8 protein-coding genes are annotated in these 13,059 nt (G+C 69.4%); 4 read left to right on the top strand and 4 right to left on the bottom strand.

Translation table 11 applies throughout. The annotated features are described in order from the left end of the window. Window positions 1-26: 26 nt before the first annotated feature. Window positions 27-647, bottom strand: a complete 621-nt coding sequence (locus tag ACFVSU_RS07915) for a DUF1992 domain-containing protein (protein ID WP_387140504.1) — start codon at window positions 645-647, stop codon at window positions 27-29. Window positions 648-903: 256 nt separating this feature from the next. Between ACFVSU_RS07915 and ACFVSU_RS07910 the strand changes: the two genes are divergently transcribed. Beyond that, window positions 904-1,476 carry a hypothetical protein gene (locus ACFVSU_RS07910; protein WP_387140501.1) on the top strand — a complete coding sequence of 191 codons (573 nt, stop codon included), beginning with the start codon at window positions 904-906 and terminating at the stop codon, window positions 1,474-1,476. A gap of 64 nt (window positions 1,477-1,540) precedes the next feature. On the opposite strand, the gene ACFVSU_RS07905 is transcribed toward ACFVSU_RS07910, so the two are convergent. Next, window positions 1,541-2,386 (bottom strand): NAD-dependent epimerase/dehydratase family protein, encoded by an 846-nt coding sequence (locus tag ACFVSU_RS07905; RefSeq protein ID WP_387140498.1) that lies wholly within the window; start codon window positions 2,384-2,386, stop codon window positions 1,541-1,543. A gap of 315 nt (window positions 2,387-2,701) precedes the next feature. On the opposite strand from ACFVSU_RS07905, the gene ACFVSU_RS07900 reads away from it, so the two are divergent. Beyond that, window positions 2,702-7,345, top strand: coding sequence for a discoidin domain-containing protein (locus ACFVSU_RS07900; protein WP_387140496.1), 4,644 nt, complete (start codon window positions 2,702-2,704; stop codon window positions 7,343-7,345). Window positions 7,346-7,800: 455 nt separating this feature from the next. Here ACFVSU_RS07900 and ACFVSU_RS07895 read toward each other — a convergent pair whose 3' ends face one another. Beyond that, window positions 7,801-8,196 carry a twin-arginine translocase TatA/TatE family subunit gene (locus ACFVSU_RS07895; RefSeq protein ID WP_387140493.1) on the bottom strand — a complete coding sequence of 132 codons (396 nt, stop codon included), beginning with the start codon at window positions 8,194-8,196 and terminating at the stop codon, window positions 7,801-7,803. Between the two features lie 10 nt (window positions 8,197-8,206). After that, complete coding sequence (locus tag ACFVSU_RS07890) at window positions 8,207-8,437, bottom strand: twin-arginine translocase TatA/TatE family subunit (RefSeq protein WP_387140490.1); 231 nt, start codon at window positions 8,435-8,437, stop codon at window positions 8,207-8,209. A gap of 218 nt (window positions 8,438-8,655) precedes the next feature. Between ACFVSU_RS07890 and ACFVSU_RS07885 the strand changes: the two genes are divergently transcribed. Together ACFVSU_RS07885 and ACFVSU_RS07880 are read left to right on the top strand one after the other, a co-directional pair. After that, window positions 8,656-10,956, top strand: coding sequence for a glycoside hydrolase family 127 protein (locus ACFVSU_RS07885; protein ID WP_387140487.1), 2,301 nt, complete (start codon window positions 8,656-8,658; stop codon window positions 10,954-10,956). A 25-nt stretch (window positions 10,957-10,981) separates the two neighbouring features. Then, a complete protein-coding gene (locus ACFVSU_RS07880) occupies window positions 10,982-12,958 on the top strand; it encodes an OmpL47-type beta-barrel domain-containing protein (protein ID WP_387140484.1) in 1,977 nt (658 codons plus the stop codon). Window positions 12,959-13,059 lie beyond the last annotated feature (101 nt).

Below are 13,059 nucleotides of genomic sequence, written 5' to 3'. Positions count from 1 at the left end.
CGCCCGATATTGCAGCGAGCTGCCGATCAGAGGGCCGTCCCGCGCGGTTCGTTCTCGCCTGTGCCGATGTCCGCTGATCCAGCGCGGCGAGGGCGCCGCCACCACGCGCGACGCGGGGGTGCGGCATCCGTCTCCTCGGCGATCGATGCGGCGCGCGCTTCCCGCCGTTCGCGCCACGCGGCCAGCTCGGCCTCGACGTCGCGCGTGGGCGTCACGACCGGCGGGCCGCCGAGCAGCTGGCGCCGGGCCTCGATCACCCGGCGGTTGAAGTCCTCGACCGCCTCGCGCACGTCGGACTCGTTCCCGAGGCCGTCGAGCCTCGCCTCGAGCTCGGCGTTCTCGACGCGGAGCATGAGTGCCGGCGGGCCGAGGCCGGTGAGCTGCTCGGTCTCGATCTTGCGGCGGATCCACCAGTCCGGGTCGTGCGTCTCGCCGAGGCCCGGGATCGGCTTGCCGGCGCCGGGCAGGTCGTCGAACTCGCCCCGGCGGATCGCCTGCTGGATCGCCGTCTCGACGACCGCTGCGCGATCGGCTGCGGAGTACGCACGCGCGGCGTTCGCCGGCGGGGACGCAGCATCCGTGTGTTCGCCGTCATCTTCGCGCTCCGCGCGGTAGCGCGCGGCGGCGAGGCGTGGATCTTCGGCCATGCGTGCACCTCCTCGGGGCGAGGTCCGGTTCGAGCCTACGGCGAACGCGTGCGGAGCCGGCGAGCACGGGACGGATGCCGCGTGGCTGACCATTCAGGAATCTCTCAGGAATCCGCTCGCACGCGCGGAATTCCGCGCCTCGCGGACGGCGAGCTGGCGGGGTTCGGACCCGGCCGCCCAATCCGCTCGGGTGCCCCCTCCGGATGACCCGATGTGCGGGGAACACCGCACGTCACGGAACGGAAGGAATGATCCGATGCGCAAGACGACGCGAGCTGGACTGATGGGAACCGCAGGAATCGGCGCTGTGGCGCTGGCGGTGGCGGGCTTCTCGATCCCCGCGAACGCCGACGACCACACGTCCGCGGCGGAGGACACCCACACGTCGGCGCACGCCCTCGATTCGCTCGACGCCTTCCAGGGCTGGGCCTGGGTCGACGACGCGCTGGACGCGAACGACAACACGATCGGCAGCCTCGGTGTCGACGGCGGACTCATCAACGGCCCGCTGGTGAGCGACGTTGCGAACGGCCCGATCCTCTCGGGCAACGACGCACCCGTGCTCTCCGGCAACGACGTCAGCGCCCCGATCGGTTCGGGCAATGATGTGAGCGTCGACGCTCCCATCGGCTCGGGCAACGACGTCGCCGGCGGCAACTCGGTCGGCAACGGGACGAACGTCGGCTCGGGCAACGACACCGGCGTCTCGGTGGGCCAGGTGGGCGCCGAGGTCGGCGACCTGACGAGCGACATCGGCACCCACGTCGACGATCTCGTCGGCGACGTCTCGAGCGATGTCGACGATCTGGTCGGCGACCTGCTCGGCTGATCACTCCGCAGGTGTGGGCAGCGGCGCCGGGGGATTCCCGGCGCCGCTGTCGCGTGCAGCTGCGTCAGCTCACCTCATCGCGCCACGAATGCTGCGGGTCGTACCCGAGCAGGCGCCGGGCCTTGTCGATCGACAGGAGGGTGTCGTGCTCTCCGAAGTCCCGCGTCTCGACGCCGGGGAAGACCTCCGCGACCAGTTCCGCGTTGGGTCGCGACATCACGGTGTCGGCGGCGGCGATGATGTAGGTCTCGAAGCCCGGGGGCGCGACCTCGAGCGCGCGCTCGACGGCCTGCGCGCCATCGCGGGCGTCGATGTAGCCCCAGAGGTTCCACTTGCGCTTCAGCGCGTCGTCGTCGTACGACGGGAACGCCTCGTAGTCCTCCGGCACCATCACGTTCGAGAACCGCAGGCCCGTGATCGACAGATCGGGGTGCCAGCGCACGAGCTCGACGGCCATGCGCTCCTCGAGCGTCTTCACGAGCGAGTACACGGACTCGGGGCGCGGCGGGTACTCCTCGTCGACCGGGATGTACGGCGGCGGCACATCGAAGGGGAGTCCCAGCACCGTCTCGCTCGACGCGTACACGATGCGACGGATGCCGAGCCTCACGGCCGCCCAGAACACGTTGAACGTCGCCGTCATGTTGTTGTGGAAGGTCGCGACATCGGAACGGATGCCGGGAGCCGGGATCGCACCGAGGTGCACGACGGCGTCGAACCCGTCGTGCCGGTCGTTCACGGCGGAGAGGGCGTCGACGACCTGGCCGTAGTCGGTGAGGTCGACCTGGACGAAGTCCGGCCCGCGGGTGCCGACGACGTCGATGCCGATGACGTCGTGACCGGCCGCGCGAAGCTCGCGGGCGACGACGGTGCCGAGTTTGCCGGACGAGCCGGTGAGGGCGATGCGCATGGATCCAGCTTGCCAGTACTGGCCGACGCCGGGGCCGCCTCAGCCCACTCGTACGGGCCGTCTCCACGTCGCAAGCGTTTTCGGCATGAAGGAGGGTGAGTAGATACCGGTAACACGAAATCTTCGAAAACCATTGCGCTCGGCCTTTCGTCACTGCTTTACTGGCGCGGACCCGGTTCGCCCCGACCGTCCCCGTGCGGCGTCGCCGAGTCATCCGTTCCCCGATGGAGAGGATGGGCGATGTCGCCTACAACCAGGAGAAGAACGGCTGCCGCAGCGACGATCTGCGCGCTGACGGCAGCCACACTCGCGTTCGTGCCGACGAACGCATTCGGAGCCCCCGTGCCGGGCAACGAATCCGACGTCGGCGTCTACACGAACGGCCAGACCGACACGATGGACATCGGCGACCCGACGTACACGAACCTCGCTGAGGTCGAGCAGAAGCTCGTTCCCGGCGTGGACTGGACGGCGGAGAGCATGCACGGCGCGATCGTCGAGAAGGATCTCGCCGCAGGAGGCACCGACTACTACCTCGACCGCATCCTCGGAGTGACGGGCACGGCGAACAACACCGTGCTCCAGACGCGCGGTCGCTCGCTGTACCTGCGCGGCGGCAGCACGTGGGGCGTCATGGGCTTCGCAGGCTCGACCTATGTCGGCGGGCCCAACAACCTCGGATCCTTCTACTCGGTCATCGTGCCCGGGCAGACCGTCACGGAGGTGGGCGCCCAGCGATTCAACGCGCCCAGCCACGCGAAGTCGCGGTACAACATCGGCACCACGGGCGTGGTGGCCGACATGAAGAAGTTCATCACGTACGACAACGTCGCCGTCACCACGATCGCGTTCCAGAACCCGGGCGGCGCCGCACAGACCTTCACCGTCCGCGCCGCATCGCCGCTGGCGACCGGAGCCGGTGACGCGGGCGACGAGCTCGTCGGCACGCGCACCATCACCAGCGGTTCCAACAACGGACTCAACGACACGGCGTGGTCGCAGGTCGACATCGCACTGAAGGCACCCGGCTTCACGCGGTCGGGCTCGAACCTCGATCGCCAGATCACGGTTCCGGCCGGTGGCACGGTCGAGATCTCCGTCGTCGGAGCGCTCTCCAGCGACGGCATGCCTGCCGGAGCGGAGCAGCTGCAGGCGTACGCCGCTCTCGCGCCGGCGGACGCGTTCCGCACGGGCGTCACCGAGTTCAACCAGCGCTGGGCCGAGGACATCCCCTACATCGATGTGCCCGACGCGGCGATCGAGAAGGCGATCGTCTACCGGTGGTGGGGCGAGCGCTACAACGCGCTCGACACGAACGAGGCGGGCTACGTCTACCAGTACCCGACCACCGTCGAAGGCTCGAACCTCTATCAGAACGCGGTCGTGCTGACGCAGCCGATGCACCTGCAGGACACGAAGTGGATCCGCAACCCGTACCTCGCGTACGGCCAGATCCTCAACGTGGGAGAGCTGTCGGGATCGTCGGCGTTCCTCGACAGCCCCGGTCACACGAGCTGGAACAACCACTACTCGCAGTACATCGGCACGGCCGGCCTCGAGGCGTACAACGTCTATGGCGGCGGACCGGCGATCGCGGAGAAGTTCGCGTCGTACTTCGAGGGCGACGGTGTCGGTCAGCTCGAGCACTACGACGGCAACGACGACATGCTGATCGCGTACGACACGAACTACATGCCCGGCAACGACTCCGACGCCATCACCTTCGGCTACCCGAAGACGAACGCCTCGGCCGCGGGGGCTCGCACGATCGAGCGCCCGGAGTCCGCGTATGTGTGGGGCGCCTTCGACGCGGCCGCTCAGCTCTACGAGCAGGCGGGTGCGGATGCCTCGAAGGTCGCCGAGATGCGCACCGCCGCCGACGGGATCCAGAGCGAGGTCCTGGACCGGCTGTGGAGCGAAGAGATGCGGATGTTCCTCGCGGGCACCTCGCACGGAGCCCAAGCGGCCGCATCCTCGAACGGCGGGGCCAACCCGCTGAGCACCGCGGAGCGGGATCTCATCCCGGCCAAGGAGTCGAACCTCTACGACATCTACTCGGAGGGGCTCATCCCCAAGGAGGACGCCGAGAAGTACGTGGACGGCTACCGGTTCCTCCGGTACGGCGACAACTTCCCGATCTTCCCGTTCTACACGGCCAACCAGTACGACCGGGCGAAGTTCGGGATCGGGGGGTCGAACAACTTCTCGAACATCAACTTCACCGTGCAGTACCGCGCGGTGCGGGCCGCGCTGCGCGACTACGACCCGGAGCAGAAGTACATCACTCCGGAGTACGCCGAGCGCCTGCTGCAGTGGATGGCGTGGAGCATCTACCCGAACGGTGACGCGCGCGTGGCCAACCAGTCCGAGTACTACTCGAACTGGAATCCCGCCACGAAGACGTACAACCGCAACAACCCGAACCACGTGATGCTCGGCAACATGAACTACATCTACGTGGAGGACATGGGCGGCATCCGTCCCCGCGCGGACGACAAGATCGAGCTCTGGCCGATCGACCTCGGCTACGGGAACTTCATGGTGAACAACCTGAACTACCACGGCAAGGACCTGACGATCGTCTGGGACGAGGACGGCTCGGAGTACGGCCTGGGTGCGGGCTACAGCCTGTTCGTCGACGGCGAGCGCAAGGCGACCGCCGATGACCTCGGCCGGTTCGTCTACGACCCGGCGACGAACGAGATCGTCGAGTCGGACGAGGGCCTGGACGTGACGGTGGTCGCCGAGGAGGGCGCCGACATGCCCAGCGCCGTCGACACCCCGATCAAGGACGAGCGCGTCGTGTCGTACCTCAAGACCGCGGGCATCGACCTCGAGGAGGAGGCGGCCAACCTGGCCTCCGGTGCCACGCTGTCGTCGTCCGCGACCCAGCAGGGTGCGCGTCCGGCCGCCTGGCGCAACTTCCACACGCCGGGCTTCTCGACGGGTTCGATGAACTACACCCCGGGTGCCATCAAGGAGACCGAGCGCCCCGTGACGCTGAACGCCGTCAACGACGGCATCACCGCCAACGAGCCGTACTGGGGCAACTACGGCACCGGTCAGACCGGAGGCTACGTCGACATCGACTTCGGCTCGCCGAAGACGTTCGACAACGTCAAGGTGTGGTTCGTCAGCGACCGTCAGGCCGGGGGCTACCACGAGCCGCAGGGCTACGCGATCCAGGTGCAGAACGGTGCGGGCGAGTGGGTCACCGTGCCCGACGCCTTCAAGGCGCCGAAGATCCCGGGGCCGAAGTTCAACGAGGCGCTGTTCGAGACGGTCACCGCGAGCAAGGTGCGCGTGGCGTTCACGAACACCCCTTCGTTCTCCACCGCCATCTCGGAGATCCAGGTCTTCGACTCGGGCCGCGAGGTGCCGGTGGTCGTCAACGACGCGCCGGTGGTCACCGCGACCGCCGACCGTTCCCGCGACGGCAACCTCTCGACGACGCTCGTCGGAACGGCGACGGACGACGGCATCCCCGAGTCGGGCACGCTGACATACAGCTGGTCGACGGTGTCGGCCCCCGCGGGCGCCGGCGTCATCTTCTCGGACCAGAACGCACTGCGCACCACCGTGACGGGCACCGTCGCCGGCGCGTACGTGTTCCGGCTCCAGGCGAGTGACGGCGCGCTCACCACGCAGCGCGATGTGTCTCTCGACCTCACCGAGAAGGCCACGTCCGCCGAGTACGGCGCGGTCGCGACGATCACCTCGAGTGGTGTCGCCTCCTGGGAGAACCAGAACCGGGTGAACGAGGCCACCACACCCGCCAGCTCGAACCCGGGTGCGGGCAACGGCTGGGGCAACTGGGGTCAGACGGCCAACGGCACTTCGGTGGCGAACGCCGCATGGCTGCGGTACACGTGGCAGTCGCCGGTGCGGATCAGCTCGACGGAGATCTACTGGTACGACGACAACGGCGGGACGCGGTCGCCGCGAGCCGACACGTACGTCATCGAGTCGTCCAACGACGGCACGAACTGGACTCCGGTGACCCTCACCAACGGCTCCACCTACGCCGCGGGCCTCAAGCTGAACGCCTTCAACCGCTTCGAGTTCGAGGCGATCGAGGCGAGCCAGCTGCGCGTGCGCATCACGGGCGTGCAGACCGGCGGCGCCGGCACCGGTGTGCTGCGCTGGCGGGTCAACGGCGAGACGGTCGCGTCCGTGGACGCGCCTGTCGTGGTCCGCACGGTCGTGGGTGAGATCCCGCAGCTGCCGGCTGAGCTGGATGTCGTCTTCGCGAGCGGTGCGCGGGGCTCGGTGCCCTTCACCTGGCAGGCGATCACCGCCGAGCAGGTCGCCGAGACCAACGTCGAGCCGTTCACCGTGTACGGCACCAACACCGCGTACGGGCTCATCGCCCAGGCGCAGGTGTACGTCCGGCCGGAGAACTCGCAGGGTGGCATCTCGATCCAGGGAGCGCAGCAGTTCGAGCAGACCGTCGAGGTCGGCGAGCTGCCGTGGCTGCCGGAGCGGGTCGCCGTGTCGTACAACGACGGCTCACGCGACAACCGGGCGATCGGCGTCGAGTGGGACTTCGACGAGGCGATCGTGCAGACGCCGGGCGTCTACGAGATCCGCGGTCAGCTGATCCTGCCGTCGTACGTCAGCACCGCCGGCACCACGTCGACGACGCTGACCCTGACGGTCGGTGACGGCGTCGCACCCGGACCCAAGGTGTCGGCCACCGTCGACACCCGCTGCGTGGCGGGCAAGATCCAGCTGGTCGTGAAGGCGACCAACGAGCACGACGAACCCGTCACGCTCGCGCTGGCATCGGACTACGGCACCAAGCAGGTCACGGGCGTCGAGGCCGGCAAGTCGGTCAGCAACGCCTTCGCGGTACGCGCCGCGTCGGTGACCGCCGGTGAGGTGTCGGTGACCGCCACGGCGGCCGACGGCTCCACCACCACGGTGAAGGCGCCGTACACGGCGAAGTCCTGCGGCTGATCCACAGGCCGGAGGCGGCGACGGACCATCCGTCGCCGCCTCCGCACAACCCACACACCGCTGCCGGGTCCCCGAGGGGGCCCGGCAGCGGTGTTTCAGGTGCCACGACACGCGGGATCGCGGCTGTCACCCCGCGTGTTGCGCGACCTGAACGGGGACCGCGGCGAGGGACGGGCCGACCACGTGTCGCCCGGCAGAGGCCCGTGTGGGCCCCCGGGCGAGCTCGGCGGTGTGATTCCAGGCGTCGCCCCGACCGGAGCGGTCCGCACCGGCGGGCGGGGCGGGCCGGCGGAGTCGGCAGAGTGGATGCTGCCGCCACGGCCGGTGCAGCGCTCGGCGGGCGGCCCGCCACCGCGGGTGAGACGACAGTGCGCGGACGAGACCCCGGGTGAACCCCCAGGTCTCGTCCGCGCACTGTCGTCTCACGGCCGATGTCCGGGGCGGACGGCCGAAGGTCAGGCGGCTGACGGTGCGAGAGGTGCGCCCTGTGATGCGGGGGAGGGCTCAGAGAGCGCCGCATCGGAGAGGGTGGCCGCGTCCTCGGTCTCCGCCTCGGCCGCGGGCAGCGGCGGCGGGAGCGGCTGGAACGACGAGACCGGCTCGAGCAGTGCCTCGCGCACGATGCGGCGAGGGTCGTACTGACGGGGGTCCAGCTTCTGCCAGTCGACCTCGTCGAACTCCGGTCCCATCTCGTCGCGCATGCGCGCGGTCGTGCGGGCCAGTGCGGCCTTCGCCGCCTGCACCCCCTGGGCGAGCCGGCGCGACAGTTCCGGCAGGCGTTCGGGGCCGACGAGGAGAGCCCCGACGACACCGATCAGGAAAAGCTTTTCGACGGTGAGGCCGAAGAACACCGCGGACGCCTCAACTCGACGTGCGCGAGTCCGCGGGGGTTGCCGCCGGCGCCTGGACGGCGGTCGCGGGGGAGTCCGCTCCAGCGTCTGCGGTCTTGGGGGCCTGGCGCATCTCGCCCTTCAGGATCCGCGCCGATTGCCCGACACTCTTGGCCAGGGCGGGGAGACGGGCCGCTCCGAACAGGAGCAGGATCACCGCCAGCACGATCAGCAGATGCCAGCCGTTGAGGTTCGCGAGCACGTCGTGGTCTCCTTTGATAGACGGTGCGCTGTTAGCACTAACACCACGCGCGAATGCCCAGTATGACCCGTTCCCGAAGCGTGGTCAAGCGCACTCTCGAAAACTTTCGAAAAGCTTGTTAGCGCTCACTGATATCGCTAACGTGCAAAGCGGGCCAGCCGTGATCTTCCGTGCTCGGGTGCGCCCCAAGGTCCGAAGAAGAACCGAAAGGATCAGTGATGATCGGAGAGAACCCGTCAGGGCTCACTCGGCGCAGGGTGCTCGGCGGCGGACTCGCCATCGCCGGCGCCGTCGCGGCGACCAGCCTCCTCGAGGCAGGGGGCGCGCGGGCTGCGGCACCCGCACCCGGGGCGGCGTTCCGCACCGCGGGCGCGGCGTATCCCACGCGGATGGTGCGCGCGGCGCAGACGCTCGTGTACCCCCAGTCGTGGAGCGTCCGGCCGTTCCCGCTCACGTCCGTCACGCTCGGGCAGAGCGTCTTCACCCGGGCGCTCAACCAGCACCTCGTGCTGTACCGCGCCTACTCGGTCGACAAGGTGCTCGCGGTCTTCCGCCGCAACGCCGGACTCCCGACGAACGGTGCGACGCCGCCCGGCGGCTGGGAGGAGTTCGGGCCCAACCCCGATCTCCAGCGCTGGGGTCCGCGCGAATACGTGCGCGGCCAGAACGCCGCGGGTGCGGGCGGATGCCTGCGCGGCCACTACGGCGGCCACTTCCTGAGCGGAATCTCGATGGCATACGCCTCCACGGGCGAGGTCGCACTGCTCAACAAGGTCAACGCGATCGTCGACGGCCTCGAGGAGTGCCGCGCGGCACTCGCCGCCCAGGAGTACCAGGGCGCCCCCCGCTACTCGCACCCCGGGTTCCTTTCGGCGTACGGCGAGTGGCAGTTCTCGGCGCTCGAGGAGTTCGCGCCCTACGGCGAGATCTGGGCCCCGTACTACACGCTCCACAAGATCCTCGCGGGCCTGCTCGACGCGCACGCCCTGGCAGGCAGCACGAAGGCGCTCGCGCTCGCCGAGGGCATCGGCCACTGGGTGTACAGCCGCCTCTCCAAGTGCACGCCGGCCCAGCTCGCGCGCATGTGGGGCTCGTACATCGCCGGTGAGTACGGCGGGATGAACGAGGTGCTGGTCGAGCTCTACTGGCGCTCGAACGACGCGGCGAAGAGCGAGTTCCTGGATGCCGCGCACCTGTTCACCCTGCACACGCTCGTCGACGCGTGCGCCGCCGGCACCGACACGCTCAACGGCAAGCACGCCAACCAGCACATCCCGCAGTTCCCCGGCTACATCAAGCTCGCCGCGCAGACCGGCGACGACCACTTCCTGGACGCCTCGAAGGGCTTCTACGACATGGTCGTCCCCGGGCGCTCGTACGCGCACGGCGGCACGGGCGAAGGCGAGCTGTGGGGACCCGCGAACACCGTCGCGGGCGACATCGGTCCGCGCAACGCCGAGTCGTGCGCCGCGTACAACATGCTCAAGGTCGCGAGCTACCTGTTCTTCAACGAGCAGAACCCGAAGTACATGGACTACTTCGAGCGCACCGTGCTGAACCACATCCTGGGCGGTCGCCGCAACCAGGAGTCGACCTCCGGCCCCGAGAACCTGTACATGTTCCCGGTGCAGCCCGGGGCCCGCAAGGAGTACGGCAACGGCAACATCGGCACGTGCTGCGGCGGGACCGGGCTCGAGAGCCACGTGAAGTACCAGGAAGGCATCTACTTCCGCTCCGCCGATCAGAGCGAGCTGTATGTCAACCTCTACATCGCGTCGACCCTCGAATGGGAGGAGACCGGGCTCGTGCTCGAGCAGGTGTCGTCGTACCCCGAGGGGGAGACATCCACTCTCACGGTCAAGACGGCCCCGTCCGGCCCGCTGACGGTGCATCTGCGAATCCCCGGCTGGTCGTCGGGCGCGGAGGTCCAGGTCAACGGCGCGCCGGCGGGAGTCGACGCGGTGCCCGGCACCTACGCGCGCATCTCGCGGGCATGGGCGGCAGGGGACACCATCACGGTGCGCATCCCGCTCACGGTGCGGGTGGAGGCGGCGATCGACCGGCCCGATATCCAGGCACTCATGTACGGACCCGTGGTGCTGACGGCGACGAGCTCGTCGACCAGCTACCTGAAGGTCTCGCTCGCCGACCGGCTGAACCTGTCGGGCGACGTCACCCGCGGCATCTCGAAGACCGCGGCGAACGTCTTCACGATCGGGTCGCAGTCGTACGAGCCCGCCTACAACGGACGCGATGTGGCCTACCACATGTACTTCCAGCGCAATGAGCCGTCGGTCACGTTCGCCGGCCAGGACGCGGGAGTCGCCAACCCGAAGCGGGCGAACAAGACCCTGCTCGACGAGGTGTGGGAGCGGGCGCCGTTCGCCGACCGATTCGCCTTCCTGGGCGCGGTCGGCGAGGTCTCGGCGGCGTATGTCGCTGCCGGGCTGCTCACCGCCCGCAACCGCCAGAGGATCCTCCTCGCCGCCGGCCGCGCGCCGATCGACGGGGGCAACTGACATGCCTATCACAGAGAGGACACCGATGCACACGCGTGCACGCCGAGCCGGTGTGAAGAAGGCCGCGCTCGCGCTGGTCGCGGCCGTGGCGCTCATCGCCGGTGGGGCAGCGGTCGCGATGCCGGCGGGGGCCGCCGACGAGCCGATCAACCTCGCCCTGGCCTCCGGTGAGAACGCGCCGGTCACCGAGGTCAGCTACGTCCCCAGCTGGAACTCCGCCGCCGCGCTCAACAACGGGGTCGTCGGCCCGACGAACACGCTCTCCGCCATGTGGGGAACGTGGGGGGCGCCCGGCAACCCGACACAGGACACCGCGACGTACACGTGGGAGCGTCCGGTCACGGTGAGCTCGTCGAAGCTCTACCTGTGGCAGAACCACCTCACCTCGGGCGGCGACTCGGGTGTGATGATCCCGGCGTCGTGGAAGGTCGAGTACCGCACCAGCGCGGGCGAGTGGGCCCCGGTCACCGGCTCGGGCCTCACCTACCCGGTGCCGGTCCTGGACACGGCCGCCCCGGTCGCGTCCCAGCCGGTCGTGCAGGCGAACTTCGACGCCGTCACCACCACGGCGGTGCGCCTCGTCCTCGACCGGCAGCTCTTCCAGAGCCAGCGCAAGGCGACGAGCGTGATCGAGTGGGAGGTCTGGGGTGTCAACGCGCCGGTCGTCGAGCCGGAGCCCGAGGACCCCGACGCCTTCATCGACTCGCAGGCCGTGGCGGTCCGCACCGTCACCGGCACGGCGCCGACGCTGCCCGACAGCGTCTGGGTGATCGGCGAGAACGGTCCGCTGCGCTATGTCGATGTCGAGTGGGCAGGCGTCCCGGCGTCGAGCTACGCCTCGCCGGGGCAGTTCGAGGTCGTGGGCGACCCCGCCGGGTACGACGGGCAGACGGTGAGCGGCACGGTGTACGTGGCGAACAGCCTGTCCGACGAGATCGAGAGCGTCGACTACTCCGCGACCATCACGACGGCCGGTGTCGAGCCGGTGCTTCCGGAGACGGTCCGTGCGACCTACGAGGACGGCACGGCCTCGAGCGGTGTCGACGTCGAGTGGGCTTCGATCGAGCCCGCAGCCTACGCCGAGGTCGACGCGATCTTCGACGTCGAGGGCACGGTCGACGGCTACGCTCCGGGCGCGATCGCGACGGTGTTCGTCGTCGAGCCGCTCGACCAGAGCGAGCCGATCGTGGCGCTGTCGTTCGACGCGGCACCGCAGGGCAGCGGCTGGTACACCACCGCCCCGACCGTGACGGTCACGGCCGAGGAGACCGCGAGCCCCGTGGAGAGCATCGAGTACAGCCTCGACGGCGAGACGTGGAACGCCTACACGGCGCCCTTCGCGGTCTCGGCGCAGGGCGAGGTCACGGTGAGCGCACGTGCGACCAGCGAGGACGGCGCCGTGGGCGAGGCATCCGAGACGGTCAAGGTCGACACGGTCGCCCCGGTCACCGGAGTCGACTGGGTCGTCGTGGACGGAACGTCGGCCACGTTCACCCTGGTGCCGAGCGACGCCGCGCCCGGCTCGGGCGTGACGCGCACGGTGTGGTCGGACGGCCCCGACTCGTCGCCGACCGGCGAGCTGAACAACATGTACGCGACGTACGAGGAGCCCTTCTCGGTGCAGCTCACCGAAGAGCCCCGCTACGTGCACGTGCAGGCTCAGGACGCGGCGGGCAACATCGAGGATTACGTGACGATCGAGCTGCCCACGCTCGCGGCGAACGCCCTCGATCTGCAGCCGACGGTCACCCAGCGGTGCGTCGCCGGCAAGGCATACCTCGCGGTGTCGGTGAAGAACGCCGACGATGTCGCGGCCGACGTCCAGATCGCCACCCCGTACGGCTCCAAGACCCTCACCGGTCTCAAGGCCGGCGCCACGGTGACGAGCACGTTCAACTCGCGACTGGCGACCGCACCCGCCGGCGAGATCGAGGTGACCGGCACGGCCGGTGCCCTGGTCTACTCCGGCACGGTGGAGTTCTCCCCGCACAGCTGCGGCTGACGCGGCACGCACGAGGGAACGGCCCGCGGTCTTCGGATCGCGGGCCGTTCTTTCGTGCGCCGGCCGTTCCTTCGTGCGCGGGACGCACCGCAGGAGCGGGA

It is taken from the genome of Microbacterium sp. NPDC058062, assembly GCF_042885375.1.
Taxonomy (GTDB): Bacteria; Actinomycetota; Actinomycetes; order Actinomycetales; family Microbacteriaceae; genus Microbacterium; species Microbacterium trichothecenolyticum_C.
Note: the sequence above shows the minus strand (reverse complement) of the source record. Positions and strands in the feature narration are given on the sequence as shown.